Annotated in this window: 15 protein-coding genes; 9 read left to right on the top strand and 6 right to left on the bottom strand. The window is 66.7% G+C overall.

Annotated features, from left to right (window positions below; translation table 11 throughout):
• Window positions 1-23: 23 nt before the first annotated feature.
• A complete protein-coding gene (locus tag G0A00_RS17080) occupies window positions 24-3,716 on the bottom strand; it encodes an efflux RND transporter permease subunit (protein WP_164184971.1) in 3,693 nt (1,230 codons plus the stop codon).
• Window positions 3,713-5,053 carry an efflux RND transporter periplasmic adaptor subunit gene (locus G0A00_RS17075; protein ID WP_164184973.1) on the bottom strand — a complete coding sequence of 447 codons (1,341 nt, stop codon included), beginning with the start codon at window positions 5,051-5,053 and terminating at the stop codon, window positions 3,713-3,715. Before G0A00_RS17075 ends, G0A00_RS17080 begins: the two co-directional genes overlap by 4 nt.
• Before the next feature lie 254 nt (window positions 5,054-5,307).
• On the opposite strand from G0A00_RS17075, the gene G0A00_RS17070 reads away from it, so the two are divergent.
• Both G0A00_RS17070 and G0A00_RS17065 read left to right on the top strand, forming a co-directional pair.
• Window positions 5,308-5,964 (top strand): tetratricopeptide repeat protein, encoded by a 657-nt coding sequence (locus G0A00_RS17070; protein WP_164184975.1) that lies wholly within the window; start codon window positions 5,308-5,310, stop codon window positions 5,962-5,964.
• 46 nt (window positions 5,965-6,010) lie between these two features.
• On the top strand, window positions 6,011-7,330 hold the full coding sequence (locus tag G0A00_RS17065) for a PQQ-like beta-propeller repeat protein (RefSeq protein WP_164184978.1): 1,320 nt from the start codon (window positions 6,011-6,013) through the stop codon (window positions 7,328-7,330).
• 100 nt (window positions 7,331-7,430) lie between these two features.
• On the opposite strand, the gene G0A00_RS17060 is transcribed toward G0A00_RS17065, so the two are convergent.
• From G0A00_RS17060 to G0A00_RS17050, 3 genes are all read right to left on the bottom strand, one after another.
• Window positions 7,431-8,423: a GntR family transcriptional regulator gene (locus tag G0A00_RS17060; RefSeq protein ID WP_164184980.1), complete on the bottom strand. Its 993-nt coding sequence runs from the start codon at window positions 8,421-8,423 to the stop codon at window positions 7,431-7,433.
• A 225-nt stretch (window positions 8,424-8,648) separates the two neighbouring features.
• Complete coding sequence (locus G0A00_RS17055; protein ID WP_066105888.1) at window positions 8,649-10,031, bottom strand: aspartate aminotransferase family protein; 1,383 nt, start codon at window positions 10,029-10,031, stop codon at window positions 8,649-8,651.
• Window positions 10,032-10,063: 32 nt separating this feature from the next.
• Window positions 10,064-11,101, bottom strand: a complete 1,038-nt coding sequence (locus tag G0A00_RS17050) for a histone deacetylase family protein (protein ID WP_164184982.1) — start codon at window positions 11,099-11,101, stop codon at window positions 10,064-10,066.
• Between the two features lie 187 nt (window positions 11,102-11,288).
• On the opposite strand from G0A00_RS17050, the gene G0A00_RS17045 reads away from it, so the two are divergent.
• The 6 genes from G0A00_RS17045 (at window position 11,289) to G0A00_RS17020 (ending at window position 17,470) form a co-directional block, all read left to right on the top strand.
• Window positions 11,289-11,984 carry a paraquat-inducible protein A gene (locus tag G0A00_RS17045; protein ID WP_164184984.1) on the top strand — a complete coding sequence of 232 codons (696 nt, stop codon included), beginning with the start codon at window positions 11,289-11,291 and terminating at the stop codon, window positions 11,982-11,984.
• Window positions 11,951-12,586 (top strand): paraquat-inducible protein A, encoded by a 636-nt coding sequence (locus G0A00_RS17040; protein WP_164184986.1) that lies wholly within the window; start codon window positions 11,951-11,953, stop codon window positions 12,584-12,586. The genes G0A00_RS17045 and G0A00_RS17040 overlap by 34 nt, the downstream gene beginning before the upstream one ends.
• A complete protein-coding gene (locus G0A00_RS17035) occupies window positions 12,583-14,691 on the top strand; it encodes an MlaD family protein (protein ID WP_164184988.1) in 2,109 nt (702 codons plus the stop codon). Before G0A00_RS17040 ends, G0A00_RS17035 begins: the two co-directional genes overlap by 4 nt.
• Before the next feature lie 14 nt (window positions 14,692-14,705).
• Window positions 14,706-15,263 (top strand): membrane integrity-associated transporter subunit PqiC, encoded by a 558-nt coding sequence (locus G0A00_RS17030; protein ID WP_164184990.1) that lies wholly within the window; start codon window positions 14,706-14,708, stop codon window positions 15,261-15,263.
• Between the two features lie 401 nt (window positions 15,264-15,664).
• Window positions 15,665-16,264, top strand: a complete 600-nt coding sequence (locus tag G0A00_RS17025; protein ID WP_164184992.1) for a redoxin domain-containing protein — start codon at window positions 15,665-15,667, stop codon at window positions 16,262-16,264.
• 120 nt (window positions 16,265-16,384) lie between these two features.
• Entirely contained in the window at window positions 16,385-17,470 is a 1,086-nt protein-coding gene (locus G0A00_RS17020) for an AbrB family transcriptional regulator (protein ID WP_066105905.1), read from the top strand.
• 75 nt (window positions 17,471-17,545) lie between these two features.
• Here the strand turns inward: G0A00_RS17020 and G0A00_RS17015 are convergent, their stop codons facing one another.
• Window positions 17,546-19,375 (bottom strand): ABC-F family ATP-binding cassette domain-containing protein, encoded by a 1,830-nt coding sequence (locus G0A00_RS17015; protein WP_164184994.1) that lies wholly within the window; start codon window positions 19,373-19,375, stop codon window positions 17,546-17,548.
• 87 nt (window positions 19,376-19,462) lie between these two features.
• Here G0A00_RS17015 and G0A00_RS17010 point away from each other — a divergent pair.
• A partial coding sequence (locus G0A00_RS17010) for a helix-turn-helix domain-containing protein (RefSeq protein WP_235956749.1) occupies window positions 19,463-20,179 on the top strand: 717 nt, incomplete at its 3' end.

Here is a 20,179-nt window from a genome sequence, read left to right as displayed (position 1 = left end):
AGCTCTGGGTGCCATGACAGGCGTCATTCCGCCGCGCGCATGGAACTGGTCGCGCCGGGGCTGCTGCCAGCCGCGTCCGGGTCGTCCCAGAGGATCAGCGGCGCCTTCACCTTGCGCGCCTCGCGCTGCAGCGCCCAGTCCCGGGCTGCCCGGCTGCCGCGCCCGAAGGAGGCGATGGCCAGCAGCCGCGCCAGCCAATGCGCGTAGGTCGACAGCCACACCCGCAGCGCCAGCATCGCGGGGGTGAAGACCAGCGTCAGCACCGTTGCCACCGACAGGCCGAAGACCACCGCCGAGGCCAGCGGCTTCCACCACAGCGAGGTCGGCGCGTTGAGCGTGTAGCCGCCGCCGAAGAAGTCGAGGCTGAGGCCGATCATCATCGGGAAAAGGCCCGCGATGGTGGTGATCGTGGTCAGCAGCACCGGGCGGATGCGATCCTCGGCGGTGCGCACGATGGCCTCGATGCGGGGCATGTAGCGCGAGTAATCCTGAAAGGTGTCGATCAGCACAATGTTGTTGTTCACCACGATGCCCGCCAGCGCCACCACACCAGTGCCCGACATGATGATCGAGAAGGTCTGGTCGAGCACGATCATCCCAAGGAACACCCCGGCGGTCGAAAGGATCACCGCCAGCAGCACCAGCACCGAATTGTAGAAGCTGTTGAACTGCGCCAGCAGGATGATGAACATCAGACCCAGCGCCGCGGCGAAGGCTTGCGTGAGGAAGGCTTGGCTTTCGGCTTCCTCTTCCTGATCGCCGGTCCATTCCCAACTGATGCCATCCGGCAGCGGGGCGTCCTGCAGCCATTCGGTCAGCGCGGCGATGCGCTCGTTGGCGGTCACGGGCACAGAGGCCAGCGTGCCCGCCTGCGCCGCGTCGGTGATGGCGCTTGGCTCCACGCCCGCCTCGGTGCTGGTGATGTCATAGCCGGTGCCGCGCAGGCTCACCGCGCCGCCCGGGGCCTCGCGGCCATAGCCAAGCACATCGCCTTCGGAGGTGAATTTCACCAGCCCCTCGGCCACGCCCGCCTTCACGTCGAAGTGGCGCTTGCGGCCTTCGCGGTTGATCTCGGCAAGCTTCGGCACCGGGGTGCGGGTGATGAAATGCGACAGGGGGATCAGCCCCTCGGTGGTGCGCACCCGCAGGTTGTCGAGCGTCGAGAGCACCCGGTTCTCCTCGGGCAGACGCACGCGGATGTCGATCTCTTCGTCGGAACTGTCCACCGGCATGGTGTCGAGCGTCACGCCGCGCGTCACAAGCTGCACCATGGCGCCGACGGTGGCCACATCGGCGCCGTAGCGCCCGGCTTCTTCCACGTCGACGTCGATCTGCCAGTCGATGCCGGGCAGGGGGCGGGTGTCCTCGATCAGCCGCAGCCCGGCGGTGTCGTCAAACTGCTGCCGCGCGGTGCCCGCGGCCGCCAGCAGATCGTCCCAATTGTCGCCCTTGAGCCGCAGATGCACCGGCTTGGCCGAGGCCGGGCCCATGGCGAGGTTGAGGATCTCGGTCTCGATGCCGGGGATGGTCGACAGGTCCTCGGTCAGCTCGGCCAGCACGATGTCGCCGTCAAGCTCGGGCTGGTTGCGGCGGTCTTCCCACGGCACCACTTCAAGCTGGATCTGCCCGATGGTGTCGGTGGGCGGCTGCGCGCCGCCGGTGTTCGACTCCAGCCCGCCGTCGCCAGCAAAGGAAAAGGCGGTCTCGATGCCGGGGTGCGCCAGAACGATCTGCTCGGCCCGTTTGACCAGCGCGTCCTTCTCGGCCAGCGAGAGGTTGCCGCGGGCGCGGACATAGACGATGGCCTGCTCCGGCTCGCTTTCGGTGAAGAACTCGGTGCCGTTGTTGTTCTGTCCGTAGTAGCCGAAGACCGAGATCACGAAGAAGATCACCGCGCCGATGGTCACCAGCGGCATCACCGGGTTGCCGGTGACGAAGTGGATCACCCGGCCAAAGATCGTGCGGCGGTAGGTCTTGCGCACCTTGGTGCGCTTGCGCTCGATCTGCGCGGCGTCGAGCGTGATCGAGGCCATGACCGCCGAGATCAGAAAGATCACGATCCCCGGCACCCGTGCGCCGCGGCCTTCGATGAGCGTGAAGCCAAGCAGCGAGGGGTTCAGCACCAGCAGCGCCCCCAGCAGCATGCCCCCAAGCGCCAAGGGCACCAGCGCCGCGCGCACGGGCCATGTCTTCACCAGCTTGCGCAGGCCAAGCGAGGCATTGTGCAGCAGGCGTGAGAACCGTCCCGAGACGCCGCCCATCACCGGCAGATAGACCAGCGCGACGATCAGCGAGGCCGAGAGCACAAAGATCAGCGTCACCGGCAGCATGCCCATGAACTCGCCCGCGACCCCCGGCCAGAACAGCATCGGCAGGAAGGCACACAGCGTGGTGGCGGTGGAGCTGACCACCGGCCAGAACATCCGCTTGGCCGCCTCCACATAGGCGTGCATCGGCCCGACGCCTTCCGAGATGCGCTTGTCGGCGTATTCCACCACGACGATCGCGCCATCGACCAGCATGCCCACCGCAAGGATCAGCCCGAACATCACGATGTTCGAGATGGTGATGCCCATGACCGCCAGCAGCACGAAGCAGAGCAGGAAAGAGGTGGGGATGGCAAAGCCGACCAGCAGCGCTGCGCGGGTGCCGAGCGAGCCCAGCACCACGATCATCACCAGCGCGATGGCTGTCAGCACCGCGCCTTCAAGCTGGCTGACCATGGAATCCACGATCCGCGACTGGTCATTGCTTTCCTCGACCACCACGGTGGCGCGCAGCTCTTGCGGCCAACCGTCCTGCGCCTCGGCCACGGTCTCACGCACCGCCTTGGCGGTGTCGATGAGGTTATAGCCCTTGCGCTTAACCACCTGCAGCGCCACCGCTGTATCGCCGTTGAAGCGCGCGGTGCCGGTGCGGTCCTCGAAGGTAAGGCGGATGTCGGCAAGATCGCCCAGCGTCACCACCCGGTCGCCGTTCACCTTGATCGGCAGATCGAAAATGTCCTGCGGCTCGCGGAAACTCGAGGGGATTTTCACCGAGAAGGTGCCGCGCTCGCTGCGCACTTCACCCGCCGCAATGAGCTGATTGTTGTTCTGAACGGTCTGGATCAACTCGTTGGCGGTGACGTTGTAGCTTTCCAGCTTCAGCGGGTCGATCACCACCTCCAGCATCTCATCGCGGTTGCCCGCGATGCCCGCCTCTAACACCGAGTCGAGCGCCTCGACCCGGTCCTGCAGATCCTTGGCGACACGCGCCATGGTGCGCTCGGGCAGGGGGCCGGTCAGCGAAACGATGATGATCGGGAACTCCGAGAAGTTGATCTCGGAGATCGTGTATTGCTCGGCGCCTTCGGGGAATTTCGCCTCGGCCTTGGTCATCGCGTCGCGCACTTCGGCCATGGTCTCGGTGCGGTTCCAGCCGAACTCGAACTCCATGGCGACACCGGCGTAGCCTTCGGAGGCGACGCCGCTGATCTTGTCGAGACCGTCGATGTCGGAAAGCTCGGTCTCCATCGGCTTGACCAGCAGCGTCTCGGAATCCTCCGCCGAGATGCCGGGGAAGGGCACCGAGACGAACAGCGCGGGGATCTCGATGTCGGGCTCGCCCTCTTTGGGCAGCGTGGCATAAGCGAAGGCCCCGGCGACGATCGACAGCACGATGAAGGCCAGCACCATGCGGGCGCGTTGCGCGGCCCAGTCGACGATGCCGGTCATTGGCTCATCTCCTCCGGGATGATTTCCTGATAGCTCGGAGCCACCGGCACGCCATCGGTGACATATTCCTGCCCCAGGGTGATCACGTCGACCTCATCGGGCAGCCCAGCCACCCAGACCCCCTCGGGCGTGTCGCGCAGGATGCTGACGGGCACGAATTGCGCGGTCTGCTCGGCGCTTACGATACGCAGCCCCATGCGGCCATCGTCGTTCAGCGTGAGCGCGCTTTGCGGCAGCAGATGCGCCATGGCACCGGCGGCTTCGATCAGGATGCGCGCGGTCTGCCCGGCGCGCAGTTTCAGATCGGGGTTGGCCAAAGTTACCTCGACGCGGAAGGTGCGGGTGGTCTCATCGGCCTGACGCGACACAAAGGTCACCTCGCCCTGCCACATCTCGCCCGCGATCTGCGCCCCGGCGCGCGCGCCCAGCGTCACGCGGGTGATGTCAGCCTCGGGCGCGTAGCCCACCAGCCGGATCGGATCGAGCTTCAGCACATGCGCGCAGCTGGCATTGCCGGTGGTGCTCATCAGCAGGCCAAGCTCGGCGGTGTCGCTTTCCAGCACGCCCGCGAAGGGCGCGGTGATGGTGAGGTTGTCCACCGCCTTGCGGGCGCTGGCGACGGCAGCCTCGGCGCTCTGGATCGACGCTTCGAGGCTGTCGGTGCCCGCGCGGGCGGCTTCGAGCCCGGCCTCGGCGCTGCGGACGCTGGCCTCGGCGGCGCGCATCTTGGCCTCGGCGGAGGCGACGGTGGTGCGCGAGGAATAGCCGCCCTGCGACAGCTCGCGCGCGGCGGTGAGGTTGATCTCGGCCTCGGCCACGGCGGCCTGCGCCTGTGCCAGCACCGCCTCGGCTTCGGGCAGGGCGGCCTCGGTCTGCGGGCGCTGCGCGCGGGCCTCGGCAAGCCGCGCCTCGGCCTCGGTCAGTGCCGCGCCGGTGGTGCCGGGGTCGAGCTTGCACAGAACTTCGCCCGCGTCGACCATCGTGCCCTTGGGCAGCGGCTCGGAAATCACCCGGCCACCTGCCTCGGCCAGCACCTCGACCTCGCGCGAGGCCTGCGTCTCGCCGCGCAGCAGCACGGCATCGTCGATCTCTTGCGCTTTGGAGTGGCGCGCCATGACCGCAACCGCCCCGGGCTCGGGGGCCGTCGTCTGCGGCTCTTGCGGCTCTTGCGGCGCATCGGTGGCCGCGGTGCCGTCGGAGGTTTGCGCAGCACTGTCCGCGGCACTGTCCTCCGGCGCGCCGCCGCGCGCCCAGCCCATCAGCCGCTCGCGGTCGAGCACCACCGCATAGAGCGCGGCGGCAACCACAAGTGCGGTGAGAATAGAGATGAGTTTCATGCTGGGCTTCCCGTGTTCGCTGCCGCGCCAAGGCGTGGCAGGGCGGTTGCCCCAGTTGCGCGGGGCCGCGCGGAGATGTGACTGAACTGACCAGTTCAGAATACGGTATTTTGGAAACCGTTCAAGCGGCGTTCTGCCGCGTCTGCCCAGTCTTCGGCGGAGCTGGGGATGTGGCAATGGCTGCGCGGGCTTGGCCTTGGCAGCCTGCGCCAGCCGCGTTAAGAGAGGGCAACATTCGAAAGACGAGGCAGCCCGTGAGCAATACCGACAGTTTCATCGATGAGGTGACCGAGGAGGTCCGTCGCGACCGGCTCTTCGCGCTGCTCAAGCGCTATGGCTGGGTTGGCGTCGTGGTGGTTCTGGCCATCGTCGGCGGCGCGGCATGGCGCGAATACAGCGCGGTGCAGCGGCAGGCGCAGGCGCAAGCCTTTGGGGACGCGCTGCGCAGCGCCATCGACACCGACGCACCGGCGGATCGCGCCGAGGCACTGCAGGCGGTGACCGCACCAAGCCCGGAAGGCGCCGCCGTGACCGACATGCTGGCCGCCAGCGAGTTGGTCAACGCCGAGGACCCCGCCGCCGCCGCCGCGCTGCTGGAGCAGGCGGCCTCGGAAGAGGGGCTTCCCGAGATCTACCGCGAGATCGCCGCCTTCAAGGCGGTCAGCCGCACGGATTCGGGCCTGTCAGACGATGAGCGCCGCGTGCGCCTCGAAGCGCTGGCCGTGCCCGGCAAGCCGCTGCGCCTGCTGGCCGAGGAACAGCTTGCGCTGCTCGACATCAAGGCGGGCGAGAGCGACGCGGCCCTCGAAAAACTGCAGCGTATCCTGCAGGATGCCGAGATCACCGCGGGCTTGCGCCAGCGCGCAACGCAGTTGATTGTGGCGCTCGGCGGCGAGCCCGATGCGGGCTGAACCGGACCGCGACGCGGCAGTGACAAAGTTTGACGGGAGCAGTGTTTTGCGCATCACCACGATTTCCGCGGCGCTTCTGGGGCTGACGGCGCTGAGCGCCTGCGAGCGTCCCGAAGCGGTGCTCACCGGCGAACGGCTGGGCGTCCATGAGGTGCTTGAGGGCGGCTCGGCAGAGGCCACGCCCGCCAACCGCGCGGCCCCGGTGTCGGTTGGCGCGGCCACCGGCGGGCTCGCGGCGCAAAGCCCGGTTTCGCCCTTCGCGCGCAGCAACCACGCGGCGCTGTCGCTGCCGCTGCAGCAGGTTTTCGCCACGTCGATCGGGTCGGGCGATGGCAAGCGGGCGCGGCTCAACGTCGATCCCGTGGCCGCTGGCGGGCGCATCTTCACCATGGACTCGGGCCACACGGTCAGCGCCGTCGGAACCAATGGCAGCGTGCTGTGGCAAAAGAGCATGGTGCCGAGCCGCGATCAGGCGAAACAGGCGCAGGGCGGCGGTCTTGCGGTCGAGGGCAACCGGCTTTACGTGGCCTCGGGCTTTGGCAAGGTGACCGCGCTTGATGCCGCCACCGGCGCCGAGGTCTGGACGCAGCAACTGGGTGGCACGGCCACCGGTGCGCCGACGGTGCGGGGCGGGCTGGTCTATCTGACCTCCGGCGATTCCGTCGGCTGGGCAATCGAGGCCGACACGGGCCGCGTGCGCTGGCGCATCGACTACCCCGAGGATTACAACAATGTCGCCGGGGCCCCGGCGCCCGCGCTCGACGGCGAGATCGTCGTTTTTGCGTTTGGGTCGGGCGCGGTTCAGGCGGCCTTCCGTCAGGGCGGGCTGCGGCGCTGGAGCGCCGATGTGGCTGGCAGCCGCACCGGCAGCGCGCTGGCGACGATCACCGATATCACCGGCGATCCGCTGATCTCGAACGGCAAGGTCTATGTGGGCAACCACTCGGGCCGTGTCGTGGCGCTGAGCCTTGCCAGCGGCGAGCGGCTGTGGACGGCGCGCATGGGCGCGCTCGACGCGGTCTGGCCGGTGGGCGATTCCGTCTATCTGGTCTCGGATCAGAACCAGTTGGTGCGGCTTGACGCGGACACTGGCGCGCAGATTTGGGCGGTTGACCTGCCGGGCTACGAGCCGGTGCGGCGTCCGCAGAAGCGCCGCGACAGCGCCTTTGTGCATCACGGCCCGATCCTTGCGGGTGGGCGGCTGATCGTCGCCTCTTCGGACGGGGTGCTGCGGGCGTTTGATCCCGCCTCTGGCCAGCTTGTAGGCACCACGCAGATCGAAGGCGGCGCGACCACGCGCCCGATCGTTTCGGGCGGCACGCTCTATGTGGTCTCGGGCGACGGTACGCTGCACGGCTATCGCTGAGCGTCGGCCACATACGGCAAGAGATAAGAAAAGGGCGTTCCCAGCGATGGGGACGCCCTTTTTCCATGATGGCGCATAGGGGGCGGCCGCAGTCTCGGCGTCAGCCCCGCGTGGGCCTTTGGCGGCAGCGCTCCAGCATCGGCAAAAGCTCTTCGCGAAGCTCTGCGCTGTCGGGGCTGTGGCGGTATTCGAAGGCGCTTTGTCCGGGCTGCAAATGCGCCGCCATCTGCTCTGCGCCGGTGGAATAGACCAGCACGTCGGCGCTGGCGATCTTGGCGCGCGCGGCCTCGCTCTCGTCGCCGCGCACCACCATGTCGAGCCGCGCCAGATGCGGGGCGTAGCGCATGAGATTGGCCTTCATCATCGACACATAGGTGGGGAAATACGAATAGCCCACCACCGCCGCAGTGGGCGGGATCGCGGCAAGCGCGACGCGCGTCGCCTCGTTCGGCAGGACCGTCAGCCCCAGAACTTCGATGGCCGGAAACAGCGCGCGCGCCTGCGGCAGCAGGGTGCGCGGCGTCAGGACCAGATCGTAGCCCTGCGGCGGGTCTTCGGAGATATCGTCGAGGATCGCCGTCTCGATGCTGTCGCCAAGCGGCAGATGGGGGCGCACATCGGCGGCATAGTCCCGCGTCGCGGCGGTGAAATTGCCCAGCATGAGCAGACGCAGCGGGCGCTCGCCGCTGGTGCGGTCCATGCCGATGCGGGTCGCCAGATCGTCGCGGCTGATGCCGCAGTCCCGCGCAAGGGCGATAAGCTCGGTGATCGCCTTCTCCAGCGCGTGGAACTTCTCGGGGTCGGCCACCGGCGCGTTGCGGCTGACAAAGGTGCCAGAGCCCACGCGCCCCTCCAGATGGCCCGCGCCCTGCAGCGCGGCATAGACGTTGCTGACCGTCACCGGCGAAAGGCTGAGCTTTCGCGCCATGCTGCGCACCGAGGGCAGGCGGGCTCCAATGGGAAGCTGGCCGGAGGCGATGCCAAACTCCAGTGCGCCGCGCAACTGCTGCGGAACGGGAACGCTGGACTCAAGGTCGATGGCGGCGGCGATGCGGGTCAGCGCTGCGTCAAGTTGGGCCTGTTTACTGGTCATCGGAGTGCATTGGTCAAAGCGAGGAAAATGGGCAAGCGATGCATAGAGATATATTTTTTATTTTGAATGCGAAAGATCTGTAAAGCTGAAGTTTAACACGTCCGGTGTCGAAATATTGTCGCAATACCGGTCAGATGGGCCCGACAAAAGGCTTGCAGTGGCACGAAATACACGAAAAAGGGCGCCGCGCGGGCGCCCTTGTAAATATCTGTAGATTCGAAGCGGTCAGACCAGACCTTCGGCCTGCACCCATTCCCAGCCACGGTCGAGCGCCTTGCCGAGCCGCGCGAGGATCTTGTCGATGTCTTCCTCGGTGACGATCAGCGGCGGGCAGAGCGCCACGGTCTCGTAGACCGCGCGCAGGATGAGGCCCTCTTCGGCGCAGAATTTCACCACCTGCGGGGCGACCTTGCCGCCGGGCTCGAAGCTCTGGCGCTTTGCCTTGTCCTTGGCCAGTTCGATGCCGCCGATCAGGCCGACGCCGCGCACTTCGCCCACCAGCGGGTGATCGGCAAACTTGCGCAGACCTTCTTGGAACTTGGCTTCGAGACGGGCGGCGTTGCCCATCAGGTCCTGCTCTTCGATGATCTTGAGGTTCTCAAGACCCACGGCGCAGGCGACGGGGTGGCCCGAGCCGGTGAAGCCATGGCCGAAGGTGCCCAGCTTGGCGGTGTGATCGGCGATGGTGTTGTAGACCTTGTCGTTCACGATGATCGCGGCGAGCGGCATGTAGGACGAGGTCAGCTGCTTCGAGGTCACCATGATGTCGGGGGTGAAGCCGTATTTCTCGCAGCCGAAGGGGGTGCCGCAGCGACCGAAGCCGTTGATCACCTCGTCCGAGACCAGCAGGATGTCATACTTGTCGCAAAGAGCGCGGATGCCCGGCCAGTAGCCCTCGGGCGGGGTCATCACGCCGCCAGCGCCCATCACCGGCTCGCCGATGAAACCGGCGATGGTCTCGGGGCCTTCTGCGAGGATGGTGTCCTCGGCCTCTTTCAGCAGGCGCGCGGTGAAGTCGGCCTCGGTCTCGCCTTCCTCGGCCCACTTCCAGTAGTGCGGGCAGGTGAGGTGGGTCACCGGGATCGCCGGCAGGTCGAAATCCTTGTGGTTCGCCGGCAGGCCGGTGAGCGAGCCCGAGGCGATGGTGATGCCGTGGTAGGCCTTGTTGCGGGCGAGGAACTTCTTCTTCTCGGGGCGGCCAAGGGCATTGTTGTAGAACCAGACCATCTTGATGACGGTGTCGTTCGCCTCGGAGCCCGAGTTGGTGAAGAACACGCGGTCCATGCCCTCGGGGGTCATCTCGGCCAGCTTCTCCGCGAGGCGGATCGAGGGCTCATGCGCTTTGTGGGCGAAGGTATGGTAATAGGGCAGCTCGGCCATCTGCTTGGCCGCTGCTTCGGTCAGGCGCGGCTGCGAGAAGCCCACGGCGACCGACCACAGGCCCGCGAGCCCTTCGATGTATTCCTTACCTTCGGAATCGTAGACGTGGACACCCTCGCCACGCGTGATGATCATCGGCCCCTGTTCCTCATGCAGACGCATGTTGGTGTAGGGGTGCATGCTGTGCGCGATGTCCGAGGCGTGCAGCGAGTTGGGGATCTTGTTCATGTCATATGTCTCCGAATTCCAGATGCGCGCCGTCAGGCCGCGCGCGGGTCCTTGCCGAGGAAACCGCCCATGAAGGCGGCGAGGGAAGTGGGCAGATCGGGCGAGAGATACCCGCCTTCCTGTACGATCACCGTGGGGAGCCCCGCCGCGGCAATCCGGCGTCCGGCTTCGGCGAAACCATCGAAGCTGACCTTCATGCCGTCAAGGGGGTCATTTTCATGCGCGTCGAGCCCGAGGCTGAGCACCAGCGCGCCCGGCGCATAGGCCTTGATCCGCTCCAGCCCCTGATCGACCGCGGCAAGCCATGCCTCCGAGGTGGTGCTGCGCGGCAGCGGCAGGTTGAGGTTGAACCCCTGACCGGCACCGGCGCCGGTTTCATGGGCATAGCCGGTGTAGAACGGATAGTAGTCGTGGGTCTCGGCATGGACCGAGACCATCAGCACATCGGCGCGATCATAAAAGATCGCCTGCGTGCCATTGCCGTGGTGCACGTCGATATCCAGCACCGCCACATGCTCATGCGCGGTGCGCAACTGTTGCGCGGCGATGGCAGTGACATTCATCAGGCAGTGACCGCCCGCCACATCGGCGGTGGTGTGGTGCCCTGGCGGACGGCACAGCGCATAGGCGGCGGGGGCGCCGTCGATCACCGTGTTGGCCGCAGCCACGGCGCAATCGGCAGAGCGACGCGTCGCCTCCCAGCTTTTCGCGCCGATCGGGGCAGAGGTATCGGACATATGCCAGCCCGCGCGGGCGACGATGGTCTCGGGGTAGGTGGTCATTTCGCCGCGGGGAAAGACGTTGGGCACAACCTCGGGCCCGGCGTTCGGCAGCTTTTGCCATTCCTCCCAGCCGGTTTCGAGGAAGCTGACGAACTCGGGCGTATGCACGGCCTCATAGGCGGCGCGCGGCGCTTCGGGCGGGGTCTCGGCGGTCAGATCGAGGCGCGACAGCCCTTCGAGCAGCAGCTTGGCACGTTCGGCGCGCTCGGCGTTGCGCACCACGGTGCCATGGGTGAGGCGGAACTGCGGATCATGACCTTCGGTTTCGGGAGCGTAGAAACATCTCATGGGCAGTCGGGACCTCCGGTCTTGCAGTGTCATTCTGCCCAAGGTGGTAGCGAGTCGAATGTGGATTGTCGACAATTCTGCGGAGGTGCCGCAGCGAAAGCACACCCGCTGCCTGCTTCGCGGGCAGCGGCAAAGCTCTGGACGCTCAGACCTTTCCTTGGGGTGCGGGGACCTCTAGATTGGGCGCATGAGCCTCGCCGATGTGGTTGCCGAAGAACTCCCGCCGGAGATCAATCCGGTCCTGCCGCCGCCCGCCTTCACCGCGGAGCAGGCAGAGCACCTTATTGCCTGCCCCTTGTGTGACACGCTGCATGAAGAGCGCGACATCGCCCCCGGCGAGACCGCGCGCTGCGTGCGCTGCCATGAGGTGCTGGAGGCGCCGCGCGCCTCGGCGATGACGCGGATCATCATGCTGGCGCTCTCGGCGCTGGTGCTGATGGTCGCGGCGATCTTCTTTCCGTTCCTCGAGCTTTCGGTGGCGGGGAGGGTGCAGCGCAGTTCGCTGCTCGACACGATCCTCGCCTTCTCGAATGGGATGACCGCGCCGCTGACCATCGTCATGGCGGCGCTGATCGTGATCCTGCCGTCGATCCGCTTTCTGTCGCTGGTCTATGTGATGGCGCCCATGGCCTTTGGCCACCGTCCGGCGCGCCATGCCGAGTTCTTTTTCCGTCTCGCCGATCACCTGCGGCCCTGGGCCATGGCCGAGGTGTTCATCGTCGGCGTCGCCGTGGCGCTGGTGAAGGTGGCGGGGCTGGCGCATCTGTCGATCGGACCGGCGTTCTGGGCCTTCGTGGCATTGGTCCTCGTGACCGTGCTCAAAGATACATTCATGTGCAGGGTAACCCTATGGAAGACGCTGGAAGCGCGCCGCGAGTCCTGACCGCGCGCGCCGCGGGCATGATCGCCTGCACCGAATGCGGCAAGGTCCATGTGCCGGGCCCCGAGCGCTGCGAGCGCTGCGGCTCGCATTTGTCGAGCCGCGACGAAACCTCGCTGCAGCGGGTCTGGGCATGGCTGGGGGCGGGGCTGGTGGTCTATGTGCCCGCCAATGTCTATCCCATGCTGAAGACCACCATGCTGGGCAAGACCACCAACAGCACGATCTTCGGCGGGGTGGTCGACCTTATCCACCATGGCAGCTACGGCATCGCGGGGATCGTGTTCTTTGCCTCGATCATGATCCCCGTCGCCAAGTTCATCGCTATCGCCTATCTGGCGCTGAGCGTGACGCATCGGGTGAAACTCTCTCCGGGCAAACGCCAGCATCTTTACGAGGTGGTGGAATTCGTCGGCCGCTGGTCGATGATCGACGTTTTTGTGGTGGCGATCCTGACGGCCCTTGTGCAGATGGATTTCGCCGCCGCCATCAACCCCGGGATTGCAGCCATCAGTTTTGCGCTTTCCGTTGCATTTACAATGCTTTCGGCGCAGAGCTTCGACCCAAGGCTGATCTGGGACGCGAGTGAAAGTGACAAAGAATGAGTGATCCGAAACCGGCGCAGATGTCGGTCGAGCCCAAGCGCCGGTCTGTCTGGCGCAACCTCTCGCTGGTTTGGCTGGTGCCGCTGGCGGCCATCGCGGTGACGCTGTTCATCGCGTGGCAGAGCTTTGCCGAACGCGGCGCGCTGATCGAGATCACTTTCGAGAACGCGGCGGGCATCACCGCCGAGGAAACCACCATCCGCTACCGCGACGTGATCATCGGCACGGTCGAGGAGGTGGAATTCGCGGGCGATCTGGCCACCGTCGAGGTCAAGGCGCGCATCGATCGCAATGTCGTCGACTCGCTGCCTTCGGATGCCGAGTTCTGGGTGGTCCGCCCCGAGGTCTCCGCCTCGGGTATCTCGGGCCTGTCGACCGTGCTGTCGGGCGTCTACATTGAGGCGGGCTTCACTCCGCAAGAGGGCGCGGGCGGCACCACCAAGTTCCGCGGCCTCGACGAGACGCCGCTGGTGCGTCCGGGCGTGAAGGGCACCCGCATCACCATCCGCGCCGAGGACGGCACCCAGCTGTCGCCCGGTGCGCCGATCTTCTATCAGGGCATCGAAGTGGGGCGGATCGAAACGCCTCGCCTGCTCGAGCGCGGCAATGGCGTCGCCGTGGATGCCTTTATCGAGGCCCCCAACGATCGCCGCATCACCACCGCGACGCGCTTTTGGGACACCTCGGGGTTTTCGGTGAACTTCGGTCCCAGCGGGCTCAACCTGTCGGTGGGCTCGGTCGCGGCGCTGATCCGTGGCGGCCTCGCATTCGACACGGTCGTGTCGGGCGGCAACCCGGTGCCCGCAGGCTATGCCTTTGACCTTTATGACGACGAGGAGTCGGCCCGCGACAGCCTGTTCTCCGAGACCATCTCCAACGCCGTGGAACTCACCGCAGAGTTCGACGAGTCGGTGCGCGGCCTCGAAGTCGGTTCGGCCGTCACCTACCGCGGCCTGCGCATTGGCCGGGTGACCGAGATCGGTGCCTTCATCGACGGCGAGGGCGAAGAGCAATCGGTTCGCCTGCGCACCACACTGTCGATCGACCCGCGTGCGCTGGGTCTGGATGAAGAAGCCCCGCAATCGGAGACCATCGCTTTCCTGTCGAACGCGGTGAAGAACGGGCTGCGCGCACGGCTGGCCTCGCAGAACCTGTTCAGCCAGTCGCTGGTGGTCGAGCTTGCAGAGATCCCCGATGCTGCGCCCGCCACCTTCGGCATCTTCGCGCAGGACGCGCCGCTCATTCCGTCGGTGCCGTCGGATCTGCCCGATGTCACCGCCACCGCCGAGGGCCTGTTCCAGCGCATCAACGATCTGCCGGTCGAAGACCTGATGGATCAGGCCATCGACACGCTGTCGTCGATCGAAAGCTTTGCCGCGAACCCGCGCCTGCGCGACGCGCCTGACGCCGTGATCGGCCTTGTCGAAGACGCGCGGGGCCTGCTTGGCAGCGATGAAACCCAAGCTATTCCGGGCGAGTTGCGCGGCGCCGTGGCCGACCTGCGCGGGGTGATCGAAGACATGCGCAACGCCGGGGCGATCACCCAGTTGGTGTCGGCGCTGGAAGCCGCCGAGGCCGCTGCCGAAGAGGTCACCTCGGTGGCCGGTTCGGTCGAGGAAAGCGCCGCCGGTGTGCCCGGTCTGATCGAAGACCTGCGCGCGCTGACGCAAAAGGCCACCGCGCTGGACCTCGAGAGCTTCGTGGCCGAGGCCGGAGAGTTCCTCGATGGTGCAGGCAAATTCGTCGATCAGGACAGCACGCGGCAGCTGCCGTCCGACCTTTCGGCGATGCTGCAGGAGGCGCAGGGCGCGCTGGCCGAATTGCGCGCAGGCGGGGTGGTCGAGAACACCAACGCCACGCTGGCCTCTGCCCGCGACGCCGCCGCGGCGGTGGAAGAGGCGGTCGCCACGTTGCCCGAGCTTTCGGCCCGCATCCAGCGGCTGGTGGCCGAGGCGGAGTCGGTGATCTCTGGCTATGATGGTCAGTCCGCCTTCAACCGCCAGACCGTCTCGGCGCTGCGCGAGGTGCAGAGCGCTGCAGAGGCGCTCAACAAGCTCGCCCGCTCGATCGAACGCAATCCCAACTCGCTGCTCTTCGGGCGCTGAGAGGAAAGATGACCATGACTATGAAACTCCTGCCGCTTCTCCTGCTCCCGCTGCTTGCCGCTTGCGGCACCGAGCCGCGCTATCGGATCGACAGCGCCGCGCCGGTGACCGCTCAGCGCCTCGCGGTGTCGACATTGGAGGTGCGCGAGGTCTCGCTGCCCGCCTATGCCGAGGCCTCGGAGATCCTGATCGAGGACGCAAGCGGCGCGCTCACCCAGGTGGAAAGCGCGCTCTGGGCCGACGATCCGCGCCGCGCCATGACCCAGAGCCTCGCCGAGCGTCTGGGCCTGATCAGCAGCGCCACCGTCGCCGCCGAGCCCTGGCCGCTGGAAGAGCCGTCACAGGCGGCGGTGCATGTGCGCGTCTCTTCGATGGTGGCGCGGGCGAACGGCACCTTTGAGCTTTCGGGCCAATATGCGCTCTCGTCCTACGACCGGATCATCCGCGAGCGGGTGACACGCTTCGACATCCGCACGCAGCTGCCCTCCGCCGGGGCCGCAGGCATCGCGGCGGCAGCGGGCGCGGCCACCGATCAGCTTGCCGACCGGATCGCCAGCGACCTGTCGCGCTGAGCAGGCGCCAAGGCAATTCGCGCATACACCCATCTGAAGCGCCGTGCTCGGCTTCGGGCGCGGCGTTTTTCGTTGCGTGGGCCGCGTCAGAACTCTCCTTAGAGATGCAAAGACCCGCATCAAACTGTGGCAAACTTGCTTATCTCTTGCGGAAACGTGCAACGCTGTCCGCAAGTTACCTTGAGCGAGGGTTAACGAATAGTTACCGACTTGACCCTAGGTAGAGATCGTCCGCGGCAAGCTACCGAGAGGTTCCATGGGCTGCGCGCGGGCTTGGGTTCAGGCATCCGGGCACAAACCTCTCACCGCTGACCGTGCCCGGTCCAAACCCAGAAAAAGCCCGAAGAAACGGGTTCAACACGCTGGCCGCACGACAGGCCAAGACAAGGGCAAGAAGCAGTATGCACCGAGACAAGAGGAAGTACCTGCGGGAGGTTCCCGACACTTGGGTCGAGGTCCCGACCGACTATACAAATTCCGCGAAATGGTCGCCGCGGATCGGCGAATTCTTCCCCAATTTCTCGGGCCAGTCGACCACGGGGAAACTGACCTTCCATCCCTATATCAGCGGCAGCTGGGCGATCTTCTTCAGCATCGCCGATCCCTTCTCGATGACCTGCACCAAGGAACTGGCCCGCATCGCAGCAATCCAGCCGAGCCTGCGCAACGCCGGGGTCAAGACCGTGGGCATCGCGCGCAACAGCGTGCCCGATCTGCAGCGCTGGTGCGACAAGGTTGCAGAGCGCAGCGGCAAGGAGATCAGCTTTCCGATCGTCTCTGACACCGACGGGATGCTGTCGAACACCTTTGGCATGATCCACCCGCAGGAAGATGCCGACACGACGATCCGCAAGACGATCATCATCAACCCGAGCCTGCGGGTCAGCATGTTGTTCGAATATCCGCTTTATATCACCCGCTCCACCAAAGAGCTGCTGCGTACGCTGGAAGGCGCGCGCCGGTATTTCAGCGATCTGGATACGCAGGGCGCGATGGCCTGAGAGGGCCTGAGAGGGTGGTCTGACGGACTGGTCTGACGGATTGCCCGGAACATGGCGCGCCGGTGTGTCGAAGCACCGGGCGCCATTGCACCTTGCAGTGGCTTGGGCTTATGTCCGGACATGAGTCTCTCAACGCTTTCCCTCCGGATGATCTTCACCACTGGCTGCCTGCTCATCGCGGGCGGCATCGGCGGCTGGCTGGCGCAGCTGGCGCATCTGCCGATGCCCTTCATGCTGGGCTCGCTGTTCACCTCGGGCCTAGCGGTGGCGCTGTTTCAGAAGAGCGCGCTGGCCGACTACGGCTTTCCGATGAAGTTCCGCACGGTGTTCATCGGTCTCATCGGGGTGATGATCGGCACGCAGGTGACGCCGCAGATCCTCGCGCTGCTACCGGAACTGCCGCTGACCCTCGGCGCGCTGGCGGTGTTTGTGGTGCTCTGCCACAGCGGCAATTTTCTGATCTTCCGGCGGCTTGGCGGCTATGACCGCGCCACGGCCTTTTACGCGGGCACGCCCGGCGGGCTGATGGAAAGCCTCGTGCTGGGCGAGAAGGCGGGGGCCGATCTGCGGCTGCTGACCGCGCAGCAATTCCTGCGGATCATTCTGGTCATCTCGATCCTGCCCTCGGCGCTGTCGCTCTGGGTCGGCCATCCGGTGGGCAGCGCGGCGGGACAGAGCGTGATGCCCTCGGGGCCGGTCACCCTGCGCGAACTGGCGCTGATCGTGATGGCGGCGCTGGCGGGACTGCTGATCGCCTCGCGCATCAAATTGCCGGCGGGGCAGATCACCGGGCCGCTGCTGCTCTCGGCGGGGCTGACGCTGTCGGGCGTGGTGGATATGCATCTGCCGTTCTGGCTGATCGCTGCGGCGCAGGTGGTGGTGGGCAGCTCGCTCGGCGTGCGCTTCAGCGGCATGACGGCAGCGATGCTGCGCCGCTCGGCATGGCTGAGCCTTGTGTCGGTGCTGTGGATGCTTGCGCTGGGGGGCAGCTTTGCGCTGGCGCTGGCGGCGGTGACCGACATTCCGTTCCTGCACCTGATGATCTCTTACGCGCCGGGCGGGGTGACCGAAATGTCGATCATCGCCCTGTCGCTGGCGGCGAACCCGGCGCTGGTCAGCCTGCACCATGTGGTGCGGATCCTGCTGACGGTCGGCTTCATGGTGATCGCCGAGAAACGCGTGCCGCTGGGCCAGCCCGGAGAGTGAGGCCGCAGAGGTGAGCCGGGCAGGGCGCAAGAGCCTTCGAAGGCTCTTGCAAATCTCTTCGAAGAGATTTGTCCCTCAGGACGCCTCTTCGGCCTTTTCCGCCAATTCCAGCCATTCCTCTTCGGCGGCGGCCAGTTTCTGCTGCCGCTCGTCCAGCGCCTCGGTGGCCTTTTTGAACTTCACCGGCTCGCGGGTGAACAGCTCGGGGTCGGCCAGCAGCCCTTCGAGCTTGCCGATCTCGGCGGTCAGCCGGTCGATCAGTCCGGGCAGCTCTTCCAGCCGGTGCTTGTCCTTGAAGCTCATGCCCTTCGGCTGCGCTTTCGGTTTCGGCGCGGCGGGGCCGTCCTTGGCGGCTTTGGCGGCGGGCTTTTCCTTGGGCGCGGCTTCTGCCTCGGCTTCGGCCTTCTGCGCCTGATAGTCGCTCCAGCCGCCGGCGTAGGGGATGGCGAGGCCGTCGCCCTCCATCGCGATGGTGGTGCTGGCGACGCGGTCGAGGAAGTCGCGGTCGTGGCTGATCAGCAGCACCGTGCCGTCATACTCGCCCAGCAGGTCCTGCAGCAGGTCCAGCGTTTCCACGTCGAGATCGTTGGTCGGCTCGTCGAGCACCAGCATGTTGCTTTCGCTGGCCATGATCTTGGCCAGCAGCAGCCGCGCCTTCTCGCCGCCGGAGAGCGAGCGCACCGGCGCGCGGGCCTGCCGCTCGTCAAACAGGAACTCTTTGAGATAGCCCACCACGTGTTTGGGCTGGCCGCGCACCAGCACCTGATCGGCCTTGCCCGAAACCCGCATCTCGGGATCGCCGGTGAGGCTTTCCCACAGGCTCATATCCGGGTCGAGCCGCGCGCGGCTCTGGTCGAAGATGGCGGGCATCAGGTTGGTGCCCAGCTTGACGCTGCCCGCATCGGGCGCGATCTCGCCCATCAGCATGCGGATGAGGGTGGTCTTGCCCACGCCGTTCGGGCCGACGAAAGCCACCCGGTCGCCGCGCATCACGGTCAGCGAGAAATCCTTGACGATCTGCTTGTCGCCAAAGCCCTTGCTGAGCCCGGTCGCCTCGATCACCTTCTTGCCCGAGGTCGGGCCAGAGGAAAGCTCCATCGCCGCCGTGCCCTGACGGCGGATCTGCGACGAACGTTCGGCGCGCAGCGCCTGCAGCGCGCGCACCCGGCCTTGGTTGCGGGTGCGGCGGGCCGAGATGCCCTCGACCGCCCATTTCGCCTCGGCCTTGATCTTGCGGTCGAGCTTGTGGCGAGCCTCGTCCTCTTCGGCCCATGTCTTGTCGCGCCACTCTTCGAAACCGGCGAAACCCTGTTCCTGACGGCGCACCGCACCGCGGTCGATCCATAGCGTGGCGCGGGTGAGGTTCTCGAGGAAGCGCCGGTCGTGCGAGATCAGCACAAAGGCCTTGCGGGTGCGCTTGAGTTCCGCCTCGAGCCAGCCGATGGCGGTGATGTCGAGGTGGTTGGTCGGCTCGTCGAGCAGCATGACGTCCGGGTCCTGCGCCATCAGCTTGGCCAGCGCGGCGCGGCGGCGCTCGCCGCCCGAGGCGGTGGCGACCGGGCGCTCGGGATCGAAGCCGAGCCCTTCGCCCGCCGCTTCGACCTTGTACATCTCTGCCGGGCCAAGCCCTTCGGCGGCATACTCGCCCAGCGTCTCAAAGCCCGAAAGGTCCGGCTCCTGCTCCATATATCCCACTGAAATGCCCGGAGGCACGATGCGGTCGCCGGTGTCGGGCTCGACGAAGCCCGCCATGACTTTCATCAAGGTGGATTTGCCCGAGCCATTGCGCCCGACCAGCGCGACGCGGTCGCCGGGCTGGACGTTGAGCGAAAGGCCGGAGAAGACCGGCTCGCCCCCGAAGGTGAGCGAGATGTCGGAAAGCTGGAGAAGGGGTGCCTGTGCCATGCGCAGAGCGCTAGGGCCGCGCCGCGCAAAGGTCAAGTGGGCGCGTGTTTACCCTGTCTTGAGACGTTGCGCGCTATGGGGGTGCGCATGGAGACGCTCTGTCAAACCCGGCTGACGCTGCTTGGCAACCCGCTGCGCCTGCGGCTGATCCGGCATCTGCCGCATCCGCTGCCTGCGGGCGCTCTGGCCGGCGCGCTCGGGGTGCCGGGCTCGACGCTTTCGGCGCATCTGGCGGCGCTTTGCGAGGCGGGGCTTTTGGTGCAGCGGGTGCGCGGGCCGCTGCGGCTCTATCATGCGGTTCCGGCGGCGCTGGGGCAGGTGGTGGACTGGCTGGCGGCGGATGTGGCGCTTGGTCGTCTGTCCGAGCTCGACGCGCCAACGCCGGGGGTGGCAAGCGGACGAGATCGGGGTCGCCGGGCCGGTGGCTTGCCGCGCGTGCTGTTTCTCTGCCGTGACGGGGCGCAGCTGTCGCCGCTGGCGGCGGCGCTGGCACGGCGGCGGCTCTGGGGGCAGGCGGTCTGGATCTCGGCGGGGGTGCAGCCCGCGGGGCGGGTCGATCCGCTGCTCGCGGCGGTGCTGCAGGCGCAAGGGATGCTGCCCGCCGAGCCGCCGCGCCCCATGCAGGCGTTTGCGCCCGCGCAGGTGGTGATCGCGCTCGACAGCGCCTCGGCCGAGGCGCTGCCGGGGGGGCTGCGCTCGGCTCCGCCGGTCTGCGCCTATTGGCCGCTGCCGGTGCCGCATGGCGAGACCGGCGAGAGGGTGATCCCGCGCGCCGTGGCGCTCGACGCCGCGCTGCGCGCGCTT

This window comes from Salipiger sp. PrR002, assembly GCF_010500775.1.
Lineage (GTDB): Bacteria > Pseudomonadota > Alphaproteobacteria > Rhodobacterales > Rhodobacteraceae > Salipiger.
This window is presented reverse-complemented; position numbering and strand designations above follow the sequence as displayed.

Excerpts from the sequence above, each read along its gene's own strand:
- G0A00_RS17020 (WP_066105905.1), top strand. The coding sequence starts at position 16,385 with ATGAGTCTCTCAACGCTTTCCCTCCGGATGATCTTCACCACTGGCTGC.
- G0A00_RS17080 (WP_164184971.1), bottom strand. The coding sequence starts at position 3,716 with ATGACCGGCATCGTCGACTGGGCCGCGCAACGCGCCCGCATGGTGCTG.
- G0A00_RS17025 (WP_164184992.1), top strand. The coding sequence starts at position 15,665 with ATGCACCGAGACAAGAGGAAGTACCTGCGGGAGGTTCCCGACACTTGG.
- G0A00_RS17035 (WP_164184988.1), top strand. The coding sequence starts at position 12,583 with ATGAGTGATCCGAAACCGGCGCAGATGTCGGTCGAGCCCAAGCGCCGG.
- G0A00_RS17050 (WP_164184982.1), bottom strand. The coding sequence starts at position 11,101 with ATGAGATGTTTCTACGCTCCCGAAACCGAAGGTCATGATCCGCAGTTC.
- G0A00_RS17075 (WP_164184973.1), bottom strand. The coding sequence starts at position 5,053 with ATGAAACTCATCTCTATTCTCACCGCACTTGTGGTTGCCGCCGCGCTC.
- G0A00_RS17055 (WP_066105888.1), bottom strand. The coding sequence starts at position 10,031 with ATGAACAAGATCCCCAACTCGCTGCACGCCTCGGACATCGCGCACAGC.
- G0A00_RS17030 (WP_164184990.1), top strand. The coding sequence starts at position 14,706 with ATGACTATGAAACTCCTGCCGCTTCTCCTGCTCCCGCTGCTTGCCGCT.
- G0A00_RS17060 (WP_164184980.1), bottom strand. The coding sequence starts at position 8,423 with ATGACCAGTAAACAGGCCCAACTTGACGCAGCGCTGACCCGCATCGCC.
- G0A00_RS17040 (WP_164184986.1), top strand. The coding sequence starts at position 11,951 with ATGGAAGACGCTGGAAGCGCGCCGCGAGTCCTGACCGCGCGCGCCGCG.
- G0A00_RS17015 (WP_164184994.1), bottom strand. The coding sequence starts at position 19,375 with ATGGCACAGGCACCCCTTCTCCAGCTTTCCGACATCTCGCTCACCTTC.
- G0A00_RS17045 (WP_164184984.1), top strand. The coding sequence starts at position 11,289 with ATGAGCCTCGCCGATGTGGTTGCCGAAGAACTCCCGCCGGAGATCAAT.